Source organism: Nonomuraea sp. CA-141351 (assembly GCF_050944675.1).
Taxonomy (GTDB): domain Bacteria; phylum Actinomycetota; class Actinomycetes; order Streptosporangiales; family Streptosporangiaceae; genus Nonomuraea.
This window is the reverse complement of record NZ_CP191982.1, coordinates 3,514,445-3,533,965: the sequence shown is the minus strand read 5'-3', so window position 1 is coordinate 3,533,965 and position 19,521 is coordinate 3,514,445. Positions and strand designations below refer to the sequence as shown.

Below are 19,521 nucleotides of genomic sequence, written 5' to 3'. Positions count from 1 at the left end.
TCACTGGCCCTTCAGGTAGGCGTCGGCCTGCTTGGCCATCTCCGCCTGGACCTTGGCCAGGCCCGCCCTGTCCAGCGCCTTCTTCAGCTTGTCCAGGCCCTGGTCGACGTCCACCGCGCCGATGAACAGCGGGTTGGCGAACTGCGTCATGGCGGCGGTTATCTGGGCGTTCTCCCGCTTGATCGGCTCCGGGTCGGGGACGAAGCTGGCGTAGGGGTCGACGGTGAAGTTGTCGATGTCCTGTGCCCAGTCGAACCACTTGGTCTCGGACTCGGTCATGTCCTTGACCCGGCGCTCCAGCTTGGCCCGCCAGGCGAGGGCGAAGCCGGGGAAGGTGTAGGTGGACAGCTTCTCGTACTTGTCGTCGCCGATGGGGTTCCAGTCCTTGCCGGGGAGGCCGTAGTTGAGCAGGTCGTGGTTCTCCTTGATCGACGCCCAGTCCTGCAGTTGCATCGCCTTCTCGTTGCTCTGGCCCTTGGCGTTGAGCACGACGAAGTTGTCGCTCTGGAAGGTCTGGTACGGCTTGGCGTTCTCGCCGCCCTTGAGCGGCATCACGTTCGCGATCATCGCCCCGGGCACGTTCTTGGTCAGCTCGGGCAGCGCCGTGGAGGACAGGCCGTCGGTCATGGCCCACATGGTGGCGACGCGGCCGGCCTTGAACTGGGAGTCCAGCGCCTTGGAGTCCAGGGTGAGGGCGTTCTTGTTGATCAGCCCGTCCTGGTAGTACTTCCGGACCAGGCGCAACGCGTCCACCATGCCCGGGGCCTCCCACCACGGGACCGGGTGGGACGAGCCGGTCTGCTTGCCGTCGGCGGCCAGCACGAAGTTGAGCGAGTCGCCGGTGAAGGAGGCGATGCTCATGGTGGGGTTGTCCCACATGTAGGGGTTGAGCCAGCCGACGGGGTTCCAGGCCACCAGTTGCTTGGGCATCCGCGAGCTGATCCCGATCGGGATGATGTCCTTGTTCTTCTGCTTGACGTCGTACCAGAACTTCTCCAGCCCCGCGAAGTCCGTGATGTCACTCATGCCGAGCTTCTCCGCCAGGTCCTGGCGGATGCTGAAGTGGTGGAAGCGCGCGACCGAGTTGATCTGGGGCACGCCGTAGAGCTTGCCGCTCCACCGGTTCAACTCGATGATCTTCGGATCGATCGTGGCGGTCAGGTTGGGGTACTTGCCGCTGGACAGCAGGCTGCTCAGCTCGACGATCGAGCCGCTGGCCGCGAGCTGGGTCATGTTGAGCCAGCGCGCCTGCAGCGCGGTGTCGAACTTCTCCCCCGCGGTGAACTTCAGCAGCGCCTGCTGGCCGTAGTTGGTCCACGGGATGAACTGCGGCTTGATGGTGAAGCCCAGGTCCGCCTGGAGCTTCTTGTTGACCTCGGCCAGGATGGCGTCCCATCCGGCCGGCACGTCGCCGGGCAGCAGCATGCTCATCGTGAGCGGCCCACTGCTCTGGCCGCCGGTGGCCGGCTTCGAGGAGTCGTCGGAGCAGGCCGCGAGGAGAGCGGCGATGGACAGGCCGCCGCCGGTGGCCAGCAGGCCTCGCCGCGACATCATGGGGTTGGACACGGTAACTCCAGAAGGTGGGGGGGAGCGGGCTCAGCCCTTGGTGGCGCCGAGGGTGATGCCCTTGACGAAGTAGCGCTGGGCGAAGGGGTAGGCGAGCAGGATCGGGCCGATGGTGACGGCCGTGAGAGCCAGCCGGAGCTGGTAGACGGGGGTGGCCGCCTCGGCCAGCTGCGGCAGCATCTGCGTGAACGAGATGTTGGAGATGAGGTTCTGCAGCACGAGCGGGAGCGGGAACTTGTGCACGTCGTCGATGAACAGCAGCGCCATGAACCAGTCGTTCCAGTAGTGCACGGCGTAGAAGAGGCCGACGACGGCGAGGATCGGCTTGGACAGCGGAATCGCGATCGTGAAGAAGATGCGCAGCTCGCCCGCACCGTCGATCTTGGCAGACTCGAAGATCGACTCCGGCAGCTGGCGGAAGGCGCTGACCTGGACGAAGACCAGGAACGGCATGACCAGCAGCGGCAGGATCACCGAGAAGTAGCTGTTCTGCAACTTCAGGTACTGCGTGACCAGCAGATAGAGGGGCACCAGGCCGCCGGAGAACAACATCGGCAGGTACGAGAAGACGGTCAGCGGCCGGCTGATGCCGGGCAGCCGGCGGGCGATCACCCAGCTCAGCCCCGAGGTCACCGCCAGGGACAGGGCCGTGCCCACGACCGTGATGAAGACGCTGGCGAAGTAGGCGTCGAGCACCGCCGGACCCGTGAAGATCATCTTGTAGGCGGTGAGGTCGAAGGCCGCGGGGAACAGGCTGTACCCGGTGGTGGCCAGCTCGGACTCGCTGGTGAACGACCCCGAGATGATCATCCAGAACGGGATCGCGCAGGCCAGCACGGCGAAGGAGACGCCGATGATGCTGACGATGGTGAACGGTTCCAGCTTCTTGCCGCTCATAGGATGCTGGTCTCCTTCGAGTACTTGCGCTGGATCAGCACCGCGATCAGCACGAGGACGAAACCCACCACCGACTGGAACAGGCCGACCGCGGCGGTGGTGCCGAAGTCGCCGAGCTGGCGCAGGGCGCGGAAGACGTAGGTGTCGATGACGTCCGTGCTGTCGAACAGGGTGCCGTTGTCCCCGACGATCGCGTAGATGGTGCCGAAGTCGCCGTAGAAGATGCGGCCGACCCCCAGCACCAGCAGGACCGCGGCGGTGGGCTTCAGCAGCGGGAGGGTGATGCGCCAGGCCATCTGGGCCCGCGAGGCTCCGTCGATCATCCCGGCCTCGTAGACCTCCTCGGGGATGCCGGTGATCGCGGCGAGGAAGATGACGCTCAGGTAGCCGCCGAGCTGCCAGATCTTCACCACCGTGAGGATCCACGGCCACGGCCCCGGCTCCGTGTACCAGTCCACCGTGGGGAACCCGAGGCCCCCGAGGGCGTCGTTGACCGCCCCGCCCCCGCCGGAGGCTCCGGCCAGCAGCACCTGCAGGATGATGCTGATCACGACCGGGGAGACGAAGTAGGGGAAGAAGACGACGGACTGGGAGACCCGCTTGAAGAAGGTGCTGCGGATCTCGTTCAGCATGATCGCTAGAATCATCCCGGCGGCCAGCGTCGCGATCAGGAACAGGATGTTGAGGAAGAGCGTGTTGAACAGGATCCGCGCCGCGTCCCCGGACTCCAGGAAGTAGGCGAAGTTCTCCAGCCCGTTCCACGGGCTGCCGAAGATCCCCAGGTTGACGTCGAACTGCTTGAACGCCACCACCAGGCCGGCCATCGGCAGGTAGTTGAAGACAAGGAAGAAGACGACCGCCGGCAGCGCGAGCAGCCCGATCGTCCAGCTCGTGCGGACCGCCCCGCGTCGGACGCGGCGCCCGCCCGGCGGCCCGGAAGGCGGTCCCGTCTGAGGCTCTCGCCTGGTCTGTAGCGTGCTCATCACCGAAGTCCCGTCTGAGGCGGCAGCAGGTGGCTCTCTAGGTTGATAGAAACCGGTCGCTGCGAACGCTACGTCCGAGCGGCGGACACGTTCAAGGTTGCGTTACGGAGACGTTACACATCGACCACGGATAACCTGGGAATCCTGGTACGGCGCTCGTTCGAGATCAATCAAGACTGACCGTTGACCATGCGCAGCTGTGCTTCTAGGTTAGAAACCGGTCTCTATCCGAATGGAGGGCTTTCCCTGTGTCCACACGCCCGAAGGCGCTGTTCGCCATGAGCGAGGAACATCTCGCCCTGCTCTTCCCCGCGCCCTTGCTGCGGCGGCTGGACACGCTGGCCGACATCGACGTCGCCCTGGTGGCCGAGCGCTTCGACGACCCGCGCCTGCCCCTGGCCGACACCGAGATCCTCCTCACCGGCTGGGGCTGCCCGCCGCTCGACGAGGCACTGCTCGACGCCACCCCACGCCTTCGCGCCGTGCTGCACGCGGCCGGCTCGGTCAAGAGCCTGGTCACTCCCGCCTGCTGGGAACGCGGCCTGCTGATCTCCTCGGCCGCCGCGGCCAACGCCGTCCCGGTGGCCGAGTACACCGTCGGCACGATCCTGCTGGCCGGCAAGGGGGTCTTCGCCCTCAACGAGCGCTACCGGCGCGAACGCGCCTTCACCCTGGCCAAGATCGAGGAGGGCATCGGCAACAACGGCCGCAGGGTCGGCGTCGTGGGCGCTTCCCGCATCGGCCGCAAGGTGCTCGAGCTGCTGGCGCCGTACGACCTGGACCTGTGTCTGTACGACCCCTACACCCGGGTTCCCGGCGTACCGCAGGCTTCGCTGGAGGAGCTGCTGCGCCGCAGCGACATCGTCAGCCTGCACGCCCCCGCCACCCCCGAGACCCGGCACATGATCGACCGCGCGCGGCTGGCGCTGATGCCGGACGGCGCGGTGCTGATCAACACCGCCCGCGGGTCGCTGGTCGACACCGACGCGCTGGTCACCGAGCTGAGATCCGGGCGGCTGTCGGCGATCCTCGACGTCACCGAGCCCGAACCGCTGCCGTCCGACTCACCCCTGTTCGACCTGCCGAACGCGTTCCTCACCCCGCACATCGCCGGCTCACACGGCAACGAGCTGGCCCGGATGGGCGCCGTCGTCGTGGACGAGCTGGAACGGCTGACCGCCGGGCTGCCGCTGGCGCACCGGGTGAACCACGACGACCTGGACCGAGTGGCCTGATGCGGCGGTGCGGCTCCCAGGTAGCGTGGGAGCCGCGCCGTCCGCGACAATCGAGCTGCCCTGGCCCTGATGAAAGGTGCGCCTTGCCACGAAAGCCGGGAAACTCACAGCACGCCGCGCAGGAGGCGACGCCGCGTAAGGCTGCCGTGGATGACGCCGAGCGCGCCACCATCCGCGACGTCGCCGCCCGGGCCGGGGTCTCCGCCTCCACCGTCTCCCGGGTGATCAAGGGCGACTACCCGGTCGCGCAGGCCACCCGCACCCGCGTGCTGCGCGCCATGCGCGAGCTGGACTACGTCCTCAACGTGCACGCCCGTGCCCTGTCCGGGGCCAGCACCAAAATGGTCGCCTTCGTGCTCGACGACGTCACCGGCCCTTCCTTCGCCTACGTCGCCAAGGGCGTCGAACAGCAGGCCACCGCCGAAGGGCGGCTGTGCCTGGTCTGCACCACACACGGCGATCCGGCGCGCGAGCTGACGGTGGTGGAGGCCATGCGCGAGCAGCGGGCCGACGCGGTGATCCTGGTCGGCGGCGGCTCGGCCGACGACGCCTACCGCCGTCGCATGACCCACTTCGCGCACGCCCTGGACAAGGCCGGCTCCCGGCTGGTGCTGTGCGGACGTCCCCCGCTCGGCGACGACGTGCCGACCACCGTGGTCGAGTACGACAACGAGGCCGGCGCCTACGCGATGACCAGCCACCTGCTCTCCCGCGGCCACCGCCGGATCGTCTACCTCGGCGCCGCCACCGCCGAGGACCAGAACACCACCAAGATCGACCGCGTGCACGGCTTCCGCCGCGCGCACGAGGACTACGGCGTGCCCTACGACCCGGACCTCCTCCTGCCCAGCACCTTCTCCCGCAGCGCCGGTTACGAGGCCACCAAGCGCCTGCTGGCGGTCGGGGCGGACTTCACCGCGATCTTCGCCGGCACCGACATGGTGGCCGCCGGCGTGCTGGCCGCGCTGCGCGAGGCGGGCGTGCGGGTGCCCGAGGACGTGTCGGTCGCGGGTTACGACGACATCCCGCTCGCCGCCGACCTGGTGCCCGGGCTCACCACGGTGCACATCCCCACCGAGGAGCTGGGCCGCACCGCCGTACGGCTGGCGCTGGACCCCAGCCAGCCGCAGCATGTCGTCCTGGGCACCCACATCGTGGTCCGCGGCTCGGTCGGCAAGAGGACCGTCACCCCTCACTAGCCCATCGCCTGGAACGTGCCGGGGCTGACCGGCCCGATCGTCACGGTCGGGCATCGTCCCCGCGGGGCGCTTCTTCCCATGGGAGGGAGCGCCCACCTCCCGATAGGAGAGAAGCGACCGTCCCGCCACGGTCGTACCAGACCGTGGCGGGACGGTGGCGTCAGCGGCGCCAGATCACCGCGGAGGGGGTGGCGGCGTCGATGGTGACGTCGCCGCTCCAGTTGAGGAAGGACTCCTGGGGAAGATAGTCCTGGCCCAGGAAGAAGCCGCGCTTGATGCCGGTGACGTGCACGACGGCGCCGTTGTCGGTGCCGACCACGACGCGGTTGGCGGTGATCTCCTGGATGTCGTCGGCGGTCGTGCCGGCCGGCAGTTCCACCGTGGTCGCCGCCGGGTCGTCCCGCTGGATGGACCAGGTGGGGTCGACATGGTTCGACAGATAGACGCTGCCGCCGTTCTTGAGGCGCACGCCGATCGAGACGCCGACCCAGGAGGAGCCCGTGTTGGGCCGGTCCGTCGTCTTCTTGATCGCCGCGAACAGGTAGTTGCGCTGGTCGCTCACCTCGGGCGTGGCAGGCGCGGTGTCCGATGCGGCCTCGATCTTGCCCTCCCGGATCATCTCCTTGGACATGATCTCGTAGGTCCAGGCGTTGGTGTCCATCATGTACTCGCGGGGCTGGTCGGCCGGGCGGGTCTGCAGAGGCGACAGGAAGAACCTCATCGGATCGGTGACCTTGTCGCACATGTTGTTGTTGCTGGTGCAGGTCTCCAGGAGGGCGTGGTCGCCCTCGTACTGTCCGGAGAAGTGCAGCGTCTGGTGGTTGGCGGCCTGATAGGTGTCGCTGCCCGCGACCCGGTTGCCGTGCTCGTCGACCTCCACGTCGTAGATCCACTCGATGTCAGTGGTACGGCCCCAGCGCGCCATCAGCGCCGGCGTGTTGGTCCCGCCGTCCTCGTTGCTCCACACGATGGAGTACGTGAGCTTCGTCCGGCCCGGCGCCGTCCCCGGCGCGACCTCGTGCCAGGCGATGAGCGGCGTGTCGGTCGTCGCGTTCTGATAGGGGGTACCGAGCTCGGAGAGGTTGCGGCCGTAGACGACCGGGGCGTAGCGCAGCGCCAGGTAGTCGGCGCTGCCCGGCGCGTACGTCGTCACCTTCACCTTGTCGAGCCGGACGGAAGCGCTGCCCGCCGCGGATCGTTCGTCGGCGAAACGCAGGCGCAGCTGGTGCGGCCCTGCCTTCAGCATGCCGAGGGCGAGCTGCCGGTGCAGCCGCTGATCTCCGGAGACGACGAGGTCGGTGGCATAGCGGTTGTCGACATAGACGGACACGACCGCCGACTCGTCACCCTTCACGGCCCAGTCCGTGCCGGGGGCGGCGGCGTCCAGGTCGACGAGTGCCTCGCCGGACTTCTTCACAACGAACGGCACCCTTGCGTCAGGGTGATCGCGGCCAATCTTGATCTGCCGGCCTTCAACGGCTCGGTCCTGGTCCGCCTGCGCCATGGCCGGCGCGGCGAGTGCGACCACGGTGGCGGCCACCGCAGTGCAGGCGGTCAGTAATTGGACGACTCGCATCAGAGTTTCCTCCGTCGGAAATGCACCCGCGCACCCGCGGGCAGACTCAATGATCAGATGTAACCGATGAGACAACAACGACAAAGCTGTCATTGAAGATCAGGGCAACACGCTCAGCGCGCGTGCAGGCGCCAGGGCAGGCGGATGGTGATGAACTCGTCGTTGTCCGGCCGGCCCGGCGTGCGTCCCGACGAGAACGGGAAGTTGTTGTCGTTGAGGATCCCGATCGTGCGGTCGTCCAGGATGACGACGTCCTCGATGGTCTGGAACGGGAAGCGGAACGTCTCCCCGAACCCGCCGAGCCCCTTGGGGTTGGCCAGATCCAGCAGGTCGGCGGCCAGGGTCTTGTCCAGAGCGCCGTCGTGGTCGCGGTCGCGGGTGTCGGCCAGGTAGACGCGCTTGAGCGCGGCGGCGTCGCCCTGGTTGTTGTCCCGCTCGATGATCAGGAAGCGGTGGTCGTCCACCGCGATGGCGTCACCGATCGCGTTGGCCGGGCTGTCCAGCCGATACGTCCAGCGCTTGCCGGTGTAGGCGCGCTTGCGGACGTCGAACTCGTTCAGCCGCAGCGTACCCGCGGGGTCACCGCTGACCGTCCCCTCCAGCAGCGGGTACAGCCGTCGCCCGTCCACGGAGCGGGCCATGCCCTCGAAGCCCTTGCTGCCGGCCAGGTTGGGGGCCGCGCCGTTCAGCGTCGGGTTCTCCGGCGCCTTGACGCCGGGCAGCTCGATCGGCGCCTCCAGCAGGGTGCCGCTCGACGAGAAGTGCAGCAGGAACGGGCCGAACTCGTCGCCGATCCAGTACGTGCCGTCGTCCGCCCGCACGATCGACTCCACGTCGAAGTCGGCCCCGGTGAGCACCCGATCCGCCCTGGTCAGCGGCCAGGACACGCGCCGGTCCGGGTCGGACAGGTTGAACCCGCCCAGCACGCGCACGGTGCCGGCACGGAAGTCCGGCCTGATGCGGTGCACGCGCAGCAGGAAGTCGGCGCTGTTGTTCTTGGCTCCGTACCCGTTGTCGGACAGCACGTCGAAGGTGCCGTCACCGCGCCGGACGATGCCGCTGAACCCCTGGACCGGCTGGCCGGCGAAAGGTGGGGTGACCCCGTTGACGGGGGCCGTGCCGATCTGCGAGCCGGATGGCTCGCTGCCGGGCACGAAGGTCTGCGCCGGGAGCGAGGCGAACCCGGTGAGCGTGGCCCGGCCCGCGCCGTCCGGCTCGGCGGCAGCGGAGGATGCGGAGGCGGCCGAGGCGGCGAGGCTCACGGCCAGCACGGCGGCACCCACCGCCAGAGGGATGCGTTTCATGCCCGGCACGCTAGAGGTGTCATATGACGCGATTCCTAACACAGCGTGCATACAGCGTGCCTTTGATCGGCTATGACCGTCGATCACGTACGAGCTTCGTAGCCTGCCTCGGTGGAGCTTGTGGCCCTATGATCGAATCACCCGCATCGCGCCCCCGCCCAGGAGTCTTGTGCCGGACATCCAGCCCCTCAGGCCCGGAGATCCCAGGTCCGTGGACCGGTACCGGATCACGGGCCGGATCGGCGAGGGTGGCCAGGGGACGGTCTTCCTCGCACTCGACGACGACGACCAGCAAGTGGCGATCAAGATAATGACGTCCGTCGACGCCTCCGACACCGAGTCCAGGCTGCGGTTCCAGCGAGAGATCGAGGTCGCGTCCAAGGTGGCCTCGTTCTGCACGGTGCGTGTGCTGGGCCACGGGATCAGCGACGACCGCCTCTACATGGTCAGCGAATACATCGCGGGCGAGTCGCTCCAGCAATACGTCCTCGCCAGGGGGCCGCTGGAGACCTCAGTGCTCACCCGGCTCGCCGTCAACACCTCCACGGCGCTGGTCTCCATCCACAACGCCGGGATCGTCCACCGGGACTTCAAACCCAGCAACGTCCTCCTGGGCTCGGACGGCCCCTACGTGATCGACTTCGGCGTGGCCCGCTCGTTCGGCGACAAGACCGTGACCGTCACGGGAGTACTGGGCACCCCCGCCTACATGTCTCCCGAGCAGCTCGCGGGCGATCGGGTGACCCCGGCCTCCGACATGTTCAGCTGGGGCCTGACGATGACCTTCGCGGCGCTGGGCCGGCCCCTCTTCAGCGGCAGCACCATCGCGGCCATGGCCATCACCCTGCGCCAGGACGAGATCGACCTCAGCGAGGTCGCCCAGCCGCTGCGCTCGATCATCGCCTCCTGCCTGGTGCGTCAGCCGGAGTCACGGCCGACCGCGCGTCAGGTGCTCAACGCCCTCATCGCGGGCGATCCGCCGCAACCGTGGCCCACCGAACACGAAGCGCCCGTTCCCCTGATCGCCCCCTCCGCACAGCCCGATCCGGGCGATCCGCCGCATCCGTGGCCTGCGGAACGGGAGACGTCCTCCCCCGTGATCGCGCCCTTCGCGCCACCCGACTCGACCCCCGGCACCGTCCGGCCTGCCCAGGTGGCGTTTCCCGACCCGATCTCGCAGCCCACCGGCGGCACGCCGCCGACCTTACGCTCTCGCAAGCGGGTCGGGCGGCTCGCCGTCGCGGGAGCGGTGCTGGTGGCGCTCACCGGAGCGGGCGCGGTGCTGGTGCCCCGGTTGGTCTCGGCCCCGACGACGCCGGCCAGTTCCATCGCGGCCGCCGCGGGGTTCGGTGCCCCGATCGGCTGGCACCCCACCGGCCACTTCGCGGCGGTCACCGCCGTCGCCACGGCCGAGGTCGCCGGGCGCCCGGTCATGGTGACCGCCAGCGAGGACGGGACGGTCCGGCAGTGGGACGCGCGTACCGCGCGGCCGATCGGCGCGCCGATGCCAGGTCACGGCGACTGGGTCCGAGCGGTGGCGACCACCACCGTGAACGGCAAATCCGTCGCGGTCACCGGCAGCGACGACAAGACCGTACGCCTGTGGGACCTCACCACCGGCCGCCCCATCGGCGCCCCCCTCACCGGCCACACCGGCGCCGTCCTCGCCGTCGCCACCACCACGATGAACGGCAAGCCCGTCGCGGTCACCGGCAGCGACGACAAGACCGTACGCCTGTGGGACCTCACCACCGGCCGCCCCATCGGCGCCCCCCTCACCGGCCACACCGGCGCCGTCCTCGCCGTCGCCACCACCACCGTGGACGGCAAGCCCGTCGCGGTGAGCGCGGGCAAGGATCGGGTGCTGCGGTTCTGGGATCTGAAGACCGGCAAGCCCGCGGGTGCGGCCAGGCCCGGGCACACCGACTGGGTGCGGGCGCTGGCCGTCACGCCGGACGCGGTCGTCTCCGCCTCCGACGACAAGACGGTCAGGGTCTGGGACCTTGCCTCTGACCAGGTCATCACGATCCGGGACCTGCCCGATGTCGTGATCTCGCTCGCGGCGATCAAGACGGGGACGTCCTGGACTCTGCTGGGCGCGGGCCGTGACGGCGTGATCCGCGGCTGGGACACCGCGGGCGAGCCGGTGGGCACCCCGCTCACCGGGCACACCGGATTCGTCACGGCCGTGACGGCGGCCGTGGTCGACGGCGTCCCGACCGCGTTCTCCGGCGGCGCGGACAAATCCGTGCGGACGTGGGACCTGACCAAGTGGACCGCCTCGGCCGTGGCCGCGGGCACCCCCGGTCATTCCGCCGCGGTCAAAGCGGTCGCGCTGACCACAGTGGGCGGCAGGCCGGTGGCCGTCTCCGGCGGGGCGGACAAGACCGTCAGGATGTGGGACCCCATCTCGGGGACGGCCATCGGCACACCGCTGCTCGGCCACGCCGATCAGATCATGACCGTGGCCGCCGGCACCGTGGCCGGCAAGCCGGTGGCGGTCAGCGGTGACGCGGGAGGAGTCCTGCGGATGTGGCGGCTGGACACGGGGGCCGCGCTGGGCAAGCCGCTCATCGGCCACCGGGGCAGCGTGAACGCCGTCACGATCATCAACGACGTCATCGTCTCCGGGGGCGCCGACGGCGGCCTGCACCGGTGGAACGCCGTCACGGGGGAGCCCCTCGGGCCGCCCCTGTCCGGACATGGCAAGCCGATCAGGGCACTGGCGTCGGCGATCGTGAACGGCCGGCCCGTGGCGATCTCCGCGAGCGAGGACCACGAGCTGCGGCTGTGGGACATCACCGCCGGCAAGCAGATCGGAGCCCCGCTGACCGGCCACCAGGGCGTCGTCCTCGCGGTGACCACCGCCGTGGTCGACGGCCGTCCCGTCGCGGTGTCGGCGGGCGAGGACCGTACGCTGCGCCGCTGGGACCTGATCACGGGGACGGCCATCGGCGCACCGCTGAGCGGGCACACCGACTGGGTGCGGGCGCTGGCCGCGGCCGGCGAGCGGGTGGTCTCGGCAGGTGACGACCGGTCGCTGCGCGTGTGGAACCTGCGCACCGGCCAGGCGGTCGGCAAGCCGATCGGCGGGCACGCCGGCCCCGTGTACGCGCTGGCCGCCGGTCAGGCCGGCGGCACGGCGATCGCGGTCTCCGCCGGCACCGACTGGACCGTACGCGCCTGGAACATCCTCGGCGGGTGACTACCGGACCGCGTCCACCGAGTTTCCCGGCCCGGTCTTCTTGACGTATTCGCGCGCCCGATCGGCCTTGATGGCTTCGCTCAGCGCGCGGGTCTTGCTGCTGTCCAGGTAGACGACGCTCTGTGCCCCCTCCATGCCGGTTCCGCGAGTGGGCATCGTGAAGTAGTCGGACGCGTCCAGCTCCGCCAGGTCGATGAGCCGGCTGCGGAGCATCTCCAGAGTCACGCCGTCGTCCACGGTGGTCGCCTTGGTGATCGAGCGGAGCAGTCCGTCGACCTTCGCGGGGTCGGTCAGGGTGCCGGCGCTCAGCGTCCGGTCGGAAAGGGCTTTCAGGAGCGCCTGCTGGCGCTTGATCCGGTCGAAGTCCCCGCCGGGGAGGTTGTAGCGCTGCCGGACGAACAGCAGGGCCTGCTCACCGTTGAGGTGGTGACGGCCGGCCGTCCAGGTGGTGCCGCTGTTCGTGTCGCGTACGGTCTTGGCCACCTCGACGTCGACCCCGTCGACCGCGTCGACCGCCGCGGCGAACCCCTTGAAGTCGATCGCGGCGTAGTGGTCGATGCGGATGCCGGTGAGCGACTCGATGGTCTTGATCAGCAGGGCGGGTCCGCCCCAGGAGAAGGCGGCGTTGATCTTGGCTCGGCCTCGGCCGGGAATGGTCACCCAGGAATCGCGGGGAATCGACACGACCGCGGCATGTTTCCGATCTTCGGAGAGGTGCGCCAGCATGATCGTGTCGGTGCGCTGCGAGCCGGGCACCCAGAGCGCCGCCTTGGCGCCGTCTCCCGTGGTGGCGGCGTCCGCCCTGCGATCGCTTCCCACGAGGAGCCACGTCTCTCCGTGGCCGGGCTTCGGCTGCGGTCGCTGCTTCTCCTCCTCTTGGGAGGTGGGCAGGGCCTGGGGTAACCGTACGATGTCGCTGTCGAGGCTGGACTGGTAGATGAAGAGCCCGCCGGTGCCGAGCACCCCCAGCAGCACGAGGGAGGCCAGGGATATCCACAGCAGGCGGCGGAAGCGGCGCATCCCTCGATACCTCCCGAGATCGATTAGTGGACTTTATAGCTAATTGCCGGGTAACGCCTTGCCGCTGAGGTAGCCGAGCCAGCGCTTCTCGACCTCGCTGTAGCGCCCGCCGGTGATCGCGTCCAGCGCCGACAACTGGGTGACGTGCAACGAGTGGTAACTCCAGCGGGCGGGGTTGGGCGCCGTCGCCGGAGTTCGCGTGTAGTGGAGGAGGTCGTAGGTGGTCCTGTACGACAGGTCGTAGAGCGGCAGGATCCTGTCGAGGGTCTTGAGCCCCCGCTGGAACATCTCCTTCGCCGGCTCGTCGCCCATGAGCTCGCCGACGTCGTACACGCCGATCAGGGCGAACAGGTAGCCGTTGAGCACATGCGTCGGGGTCGGCGTCGGGTACTCCTCGAACCAGTCGAAGCGGCCCTCGAACCGGCGCAGCACGCCGCCCTGCTCCACCTTGGTCCGCAAGGGGCCGAGCGCCCGCAGCGCGGCATCGCCGTATCGCGACTCACGTGTCTTGTCGTACATCTTGGCCAGGAAGGCCGCCCCGATGCCTTGAGCCATCCCCGAATACCAGCCGGCGCGCAGCTCGCCGGCCAGACCTTCGCGATAGGAGTAGTCGAAGGGCACGGGCCAGCCGCCCTTGGCGTCCTGGTGCTCGAGCAGCCAGCGGGCGACCGTCTCGGCCTTGGCCCGGTATTTCTGGTCACCCGTAACCACCCACTTGCTGTAATTCTCCATGCCGTATTGGACGACCTCGACCGGATACTGGAAGCTGCCGAAATCGTAGGTGCTCACCGGGATCCCGTCCGATCCGATGGAGATGCGCCGCCAGGTGGTGACATCCACACTGGCGAAGTGCAGCCAGGGCCCGCGCGGATCGTGCTTCTTGATGAGAGGGGTCTCGTCCTCGGAATACTCGGCGCGGACGACCCCGTCGGCACCCGTGGAAACGGCCAGTTCCTGTCGTTTCGCGAGCACGTCGAGCGGCACGTAGAGCTCGTCGTCGACGCGCAGGCCCGGCACGGTCTCGTGAAGTAAGCCGACGGGAACCTGTGTCGCCGTGACCGTGGGCGATCTCCGTACGCCGGAAGGCTCTGACGAGGTGCAACCGATCAGGGAGCACAGGGCGATCACCGGGACGATGAACTTACGCAACACAGGCACCTTGATTACCGCCCTTACCGGCTATTTCAAGAAATGGTAATGTCGGGCCCTCACTGATCATCCCCAGGGGTTCCTGCCTACATGAACCATGATCGCGTCCATTGTGCCTATAACGGGATAGATGTCGACCCAGAAACCCAGGCACTGACCAGGAACAGGCTGCACTGGCTCCTGGAGCATCTCCCTCCAGGTCGCGTCCTCGACCTGGGCTGCTCACAGGGGACGCTGTCCATCCTCGCCGCCCGCCGAGGCGACCATGTGGCGGGCGTCGACATAGAGGAGGAGGCCATCGCCTTCGCCGGGAGGCTGGCCGCCGAGCTGCCCGCCGACGTGGCCGCCAGGCTGGCCTTCCTGCGGGGCGAGGGCGAACGCCTCTGCTTCCCCGACGGCTGCTTCGACTCGGCCGTCGCCGGAGAGCTGCTCGAGCACGTGGCGGACCCCGGAGAGGTCCTGACCGAGCTCCACCGGGTCCTGGCACCAGGCGGGACGCTCCTGCTCTCCGTGCCCCACGGGCTGATGCCCCACCACGATCATCACCGTACGTTCTACCGCGCCGGCTTCCGCCGCCTGATCGACCCCCTGTTCGAGGTCCGCGAGCTGACCGTCCTGGACCGGCACATCACCGCGGTGGCCGTACGGCGGGAGGAGCCGCAGGGCGTCCCCTCCCACCTGCTCAGTCCGGAGGAGGCGGATTTCCTCCAGCGCGAGGAACACCTGGAGCAGCGGTTACAGAACCTCCGCGACAAGCTGGAGCGGGCCAACCGCCTCTACCGCGACGTCACCGCGGCCAACGCCGAACTGAAGGCGCAGATCGGCGAGAGCAGGACGAGACAGCACGTCCTCGACGAGCTGTCGGCGCTGCAGGACACCGTACGCCGCCTGTCCTTCAGCATCGCGGACGGGGCGGCCACGGAACGGGACGGGCTCCGGGAGCAGCTCAATGCGGTGACAGAGGAGCGCGACCGGCTGCGCGCCGGCATCCGCGCGGCGGAGACCGAGATCGGCCTGCTCCGCGAGGCCGCCGACGCCGCGGAAGCCGAGCGGCACAGGCTCCTGGAGTTGATTCACGGGCTGAGCGCCGGCCTGGAGGTGGTCCGCGAGACGGCCGAGGCCATGACCGCCCAGCGGGACGAGCTACGCGCTCACGTCCGGGCCCAGGCCGAGGACCTGCAATCGGCCGAGGCCGCCCACGGCGAGGCACTGAGGACGGCCCACGCCGCGCACGCGGAGGCCCTGCTGGGCCTGCACGGGCGCATCACCGCGCTCGACGAGGAGCTCCAGACCGAGCGGGCGGGCCTGGCCAGGCTCCGTACGGTCTACAACGGCGAGCGGCACCGGCACGAGCTCACCCAGCAGCGCCTGAGCAAGCTGGTCACGCTCGAGTCCAAGCTCCGGCAGGAGAACGAGCGGTTACGGGCCAAGCTGGAGACGGTGACCGGCCGGCTGGCGGACTATCGTGATCAGGTCACCAGGATCCGCTCCTCGCGGGCCTGGCGCGTGTTGTCCGTCTACCGGCAGTTACGCCGACCCGGGCGGCCCGACCCGGCGCAGCCGGGCCCGAAGGCCCGCCCGGCGACCTCCCCTGCGGCGCCGACCCGTACGGTCGTCACACGCCCGTCCCCACCGCCCGCGCCCGCCTCGGCGGTGGTGAAAGACGTGGTCGCCCCGGTGCCGGTGGAGGAGTTCAGGATCGGGCTGCATGACTGGATCGAACGGGCCAGGGCGGCCGAAGGCGACGAGGTCGTGCTGATGTTCTCGGGCACGACCTTCGTACAGGAGGCCCGGGGGAACAGGCCCATCCGCCTCACTCGCGTCTACCTCGGCCGCGACTGCCCGGTCTTCTTCAACTACTACCGCTGGCGCGACACGGACCCGCTGCCCTCGCACCCCGATCCGCTGCTGTTCCAGAGCCCGATCGACATCACGCCCCGGCTGCTCGACGAGGTGCTGAGCGCCGACTTCGGCGGCAAGCGGAAGCTGCTGTTCGCCTCGTTCCCGCACGAGGCCATGGTGCGGGCGCTGACTCACGCCGCCTCGCAGGGCTGGGTGACGATCTACGACGCGCGCGACGACTGGGAGGAGTTCGCCAAGATCGGCATGGCGAAGTGGTACCACGCCGGATACGAGCGCTACCTCGTCGCGCACGCCGACGTGGTCACCGCGGTCTCGGCGCCGCTGGCCAGGAAGATGGAGACGCTGGGCGGGCGCAAGGTTAGCGTCAACGCCAACGCCCTCGATCCGGCCTTTCCCGCCCCCACGGCCCCGCGCAGGCCCGACGCCACCAGGATCGGCTACTTCGGGCATCTGACCGACAAGTGGTTCGACTGGGATCTGGTGATCCGCGCCGCAAAGACCTATCCGCACTACACCTTCGAGCTGGCCGGGCACCAGAGCCCTGACCTGAGACTCCCGGAGAACGTGCGCCTGCTCGGCCTGCTCGGCCATCGGGAGCTGGCCGAGCTCAGCGCCGGCTGGGCGCTGGCGCTGATCCCGTTCAAGAACGGCGCGCTGGCCGACGCGGTGGACCCGATCAAGGTCTACGAGTACCTGCATCTCGCTCTGCCGGTGCTGAGCACCTACTTCCCGCAGTGCGTGGACTATCCGGGGGTACGGGTCACCGAGTCGGCGGCGGAGTTCGTCGCGGCCATACCCCAGCTGGCCGGCTCGGCCCTCGACGTCGAGGGGATCCGTTCCTGGCTCGCGCGCAACACCTGGGAGTGCCGGGTGGACGCGTACTCCGAGCTGGCCGAGCGGGTCGTGCGAAAGGGCCGCGAGGGTCTGCTGACGCTGCTGGAGTGCCGATGAAGGTGCTGTTCTGTTACCGCTACGGCGTGATCGGCGGGGTGTCCACCCAGCTGCTCAACAGGTACACCCATTTCTCGGCCGAGTTCGAGATCGGCATCCTCTACGAGTCGGACCACGGCATGGTCGCCCACTTCCCTCCGGGAGTGGCCCGGGTGACGGCCACCGACGAAGCCCGCGAGGCCGCCATCAGGGACGCGGAGCCGGATGTCGTCGTCGTGATCGACAGCCCCGGCTTCCTGTCAGCGTGGCAGCGCGCGGGCTCCCCCGGCTCCTTGATCCTCGAGGTGCACACGACCACGACCAACCTCTCCTACCTGGGCGAGCTCGCGATCCGCCCCGACCACATCGTGACCGTGAGCGAGTACATGCGCGCGAAGCTGCGGGCTTTGGGGCTCTCCCCGATCAGCGTGGTCCCCAACTGCCTGGACGAGCGCTGGTACGCGGAGACGGTCCCGCCCGCGCTGGGCTCCGCGCCGGTGGCCTGGATCGGCAAGCTGGACGGGCACAAGCGCTGGCGGGCCGCCGCCGACCTGCTCGACCGGATCGCGGCCGCGAACCCCGGCGTCACGCCGCTGCTCATCGGCGGGTACACCGCACCGGCGAGCGAGTTGTCCGCGCTGACCACCAAACTCGCCACCTCGCCCGCCCTCGGCGCGGCCCGCTGGCTGCCGCGCCTCGACTACGACCGGATGCCCGCCCTCTACTCCGCCATCGCGGCGAACGGCGGGCTGACCGTCTCGACGACGACCGACGAGTCGTTCGGCATGTCGGTCGCCGAGGCGTTGGTGAGGGGGTGCCCGGTGATCGCGCCCGCGGTGGGCGCGCTGCCCGAGATCCTCCCGGAGGAGGCGCTCTACCCGCCAGGCGACTGGACGGACGCGGCGGCCAAGGCGCACAGGGCGCTGTCGGATCCCGGCTTCCGTGCCGCCCTGCTGAGCACGGCCCAGCTCGTCAGGGAGCGCACGCACACGGAGTATGCCCTGGCTGCCTTCGCGAACGTGCTTCAGCGCAGCGCGAAGTCGTCGAAAGTGGCCTGACCGGGCGCGGTCAGCACCAGGCCGAAGCTGACCCCCGCGGCATCTGCCGGCCGGGGCGCCCAGGTGGCCTGCCGCCAGGTCGACGTGGCGGGGAAGACGGGGCCGTCGGTCCAGCGCGACCACACCCCGTCACCCGACCTCTTGCTGAGCGTGAGCCGTACCGGCGCGGTCGAGGTGTACCAGACCGACAGGCGGCCCGCCTTGGGCGCGCACTCGCCGTCGTCCTGCTTGATCGCCAGCCTGAGCTGTCCCGGGTCGCCGCCGGTCACCTGGATGCGGCCGGCCCAGCGCCCGGTGTGCGCGCTCGGCACCCGGCCGAACGTGGCCGTCGGGGACCGCCCGTCCAGCTGCCAGCAGTCCGGGAGCCCCTCCTTGCCGAAATAGTTCTCCAGCGAGGCGTTCATCACGATCGACGGGGCCTTGAGCGGCGGCACGGGCCGCACGTCGCCGCCGATGACGTCGCCGACGGTCCGAACGGCGACCTTCCGCCCCTTCAGCCAGTCGAGGAAATCCGTGAACACCTTGGGCTTCACCCCCAACGGTCCGCAGTTGTCGCAGTAGTCGTGGAAGACGAGGATCGCCCAGCCCTTACGCTGCTCGGCCGCGATCACGTACTGCTCTATCTGGGGAAGCGTGGCGCTCGCGCCGACCGCCAGCGGCGTGTTGAGGTTGTACGGGTCCCCGGGGGTGACCTGCTCCGCGGCGACGCCCGCCTGGCCCCGGCCGCTGCTGTAACCGCAGTCCTTCACCACGGCCTCGGCTGCCGCGTTGACCTCGTGGAAGGGATAGGCGAACGATCTCGGGGTGAAGCCCAGGGCCTCCAGCGCGGACCGGTCGCCGCACACCTCCCTGCGCTGCTCGTCGGGATGGAGGGTGGGCAGCCTGGCGTGTGTGCGGGTGTGCCCGCCGATCTCGTGTCCTGCCTGGGACAACTCCGCGATCTGGGTCTGGCTGAGGTAGCCGGGGGCCTGGATCCGGGTGCTGAGGACGTAGAAGGTGCCGGCCATGCCGCGTTTGGCGAGCTCCTGCGCCATCTCTTTCTGACGCACCAGACCGTCGTCGAAGGTGAGGGAGACCACGCCGCCACTCGTGGACACGGCGCTCGTCGACACGCCGCTCGGAGTCGGCTTGGCTCCCTGCCCGCTGCAGCCGGCGGCTAAGGCCGCCAAGGCGATCGCCGCACCCACCATCACCACTCGACGCACTGCTCTCTCCTCCCCCACTTCGCGGCGCACATCCTCCCATGCGCGCTGATCCGGATGCATGTAAGAATCTGCGCTATTTGCGGGCCGGTTCGGTCACTTTCGTGACTGACGCCGGCGGTGGGCGCGGACCTTCGCCCACGGCACCGGATGAGGTGCCGGCCGGTATCGTTGCCCGGCCTCGAAGGCGATCCCAGGTGTGAGCTGTACCTGGAGGAGATCAAGGGGAGCTCCGAGACGGCGGCCGCGATGAGGCTCGTCGCCGCCGCGGAGATGGTCGAGCTGGACCTGCTGGGCGGCAAGGGAGCGACAGGCCAGGTCCCGTGAACGTCTA

At 69.2% G+C, this 19,521-nt stretch carries 14 protein-coding genes; 6 read left to right on the top strand and 8 right to left on the bottom strand.

Translation table 11 applies throughout. The features are described from left to right. The 3 genes from ACQPWU_RS16810 to ACQPWU_RS16800 are packed head-to-tail and all read right to left on the bottom strand — an operon-like array spanning position 1 to position 3,446. The gene (locus ACQPWU_RS16810; protein WP_433440991.1) at positions 1 to 1,566 is read right to left on the bottom strand and encodes a DUF3502 domain-containing protein; all 1,566 of its coding nucleotides are present in this window, start codon (positions 1,564 to 1,566) and stop codon (positions 1 to 3) included. A 30-nt stretch (positions 1,567 to 1,596) separates the two neighbouring features. Further along, positions 1,597 to 2,463, bottom strand: coding sequence for a carbohydrate ABC transporter permease (locus ACQPWU_RS16805; protein ID WP_433440989.1), 867 nt, complete (start codon positions 2,461 to 2,463; stop codon positions 1,597 to 1,599). Beyond that, positions 2,460 to 3,446, bottom strand: coding sequence for an ABC transporter permease (locus ACQPWU_RS16800; RefSeq protein ID WP_433440987.1), 987 nt, complete (start codon positions 3,444 to 3,446; stop codon positions 2,460 to 2,462). The genes ACQPWU_RS16805 and ACQPWU_RS16800 overlap by 4 nt, the downstream gene beginning before the upstream one ends. 248 nt (positions 3,447 to 3,694) lie before the next feature. On the opposite strand from ACQPWU_RS16800, the gene ACQPWU_RS16795 reads away from it, so the two are divergent. Together ACQPWU_RS16795 and ACQPWU_RS16790 are read left to right on the top strand one after the other, a co-directional pair. Then, entirely contained in the window at positions 3,695 to 4,681 is a 987-nt protein-coding gene (locus ACQPWU_RS16795; RefSeq protein WP_433440985.1) for a hydroxyacid dehydrogenase, read from the top strand. Positions 4,682 to 4,764: 83 nt separating this feature from the next. Then, positions 4,765 to 5,880, top strand: a complete 1,116-nt coding sequence (locus tag ACQPWU_RS16790; RefSeq protein WP_433440983.1) for a LacI family DNA-binding transcriptional regulator — start codon at positions 4,765 to 4,767, stop codon at positions 5,878 to 5,880. Between the two features lie 160 nt (positions 5,881 to 6,040). Here ACQPWU_RS16790 and ACQPWU_RS16785 read toward each other — a convergent pair whose 3' ends face one another. Both ACQPWU_RS16785 and ACQPWU_RS16780 read right to left on the bottom strand, forming a co-directional pair. After that, on the bottom strand, positions 6,041 to 7,456 hold the full coding sequence (locus ACQPWU_RS16785) for a hypothetical protein (RefSeq protein WP_433440980.1): 1,416 nt from the start codon (positions 7,454 to 7,456) through the stop codon (positions 6,041 to 6,043). Positions 7,457 to 7,569: 113 nt separating this feature from the next. Beyond that, positions 7,570 to 8,760, bottom strand: coding sequence for an esterase-like activity of phytase family protein (locus tag ACQPWU_RS16780; RefSeq protein WP_433440978.1), 1,191 nt, complete (start codon positions 8,758 to 8,760; stop codon positions 7,570 to 7,572). Positions 8,761 to 8,971: 211 nt separating this feature from the next. Between ACQPWU_RS16780 and ACQPWU_RS16775 the strand changes: the two genes are divergently transcribed. Next, positions 8,972 to 11,965 (top strand): protein kinase domain-containing protein, encoded by a 2,994-nt coding sequence (locus tag ACQPWU_RS16775; protein ID WP_433440976.1) that lies wholly within the window; start codon positions 8,972 to 8,974, stop codon positions 11,963 to 11,965. Here the strand turns inward: ACQPWU_RS16775 and ACQPWU_RS16770 are convergent, their stop codons facing one another. After that, positions 11,966 to 12,985: an LCP family protein gene (locus ACQPWU_RS16770; RefSeq protein WP_433440974.1), complete on the bottom strand. Its 1,020-nt coding sequence runs from the start codon at positions 12,983 to 12,985 to the stop codon at positions 11,966 to 11,968. It lies immediately after the preceding gene. 39 nt (positions 12,986 to 13,024) lie between these two features. Further along, the gene (locus tag ACQPWU_RS16765; RefSeq protein WP_433440972.1) at positions 13,025 to 14,134 is read right to left on the bottom strand and encodes a D-glucuronyl C5-epimerase family protein; all 1,110 of its coding nucleotides are present in this window, start codon (positions 14,132 to 14,134) and stop codon (positions 13,025 to 13,027) included. Between the two features lie 90 nt (positions 14,135 to 14,224). On the opposite strand from ACQPWU_RS16765, the gene ACQPWU_RS16760 reads away from it, so the two are divergent. Together ACQPWU_RS16760 and ACQPWU_RS16755 are read left to right on the top strand one after the other, a co-directional pair. Beyond that, positions 14,225 to 16,948, top strand: a complete 2,724-nt coding sequence (locus ACQPWU_RS16760) for a methyltransferase domain-containing protein (RefSeq protein WP_433440970.1) — start codon at positions 14,225 to 14,227, stop codon at positions 16,946 to 16,948. Next, complete coding sequence (locus ACQPWU_RS16755) at positions 16,945 to 17,985, top strand: glycosyltransferase family 4 protein (RefSeq protein ID WP_433440968.1); 1,041 nt, start codon at positions 16,945 to 16,947, stop codon at positions 17,983 to 17,985. Before ACQPWU_RS16760 ends, ACQPWU_RS16755 begins: the two co-directional genes overlap by 4 nt. On the opposite strand, the gene ACQPWU_RS16750 is transcribed toward ACQPWU_RS16755, so the two are convergent. Further along, entirely contained in the window at positions 17,952 to 19,190 is a 1,239-nt protein-coding gene (locus tag ACQPWU_RS16750; protein WP_433440966.1) for a polysaccharide deacetylase family protein, read from the bottom strand. The two genes, ACQPWU_RS16755 and ACQPWU_RS16750, sit on opposite strands and share 34 nt — an antisense overlap. 168 nt (positions 19,191 to 19,358) lie before the next feature. Between ACQPWU_RS16750 and ACQPWU_RS16745 the strand changes: the two genes are divergently transcribed. Next, positions 19,359 to 19,514, top strand: a complete 156-nt coding sequence (locus ACQPWU_RS16745; protein WP_433440964.1) for a hypothetical protein — start codon at positions 19,359 to 19,361, stop codon at positions 19,512 to 19,514. The last annotated feature ends 7 nt before the right edge of the window (positions 19,515 to 19,521 follow it).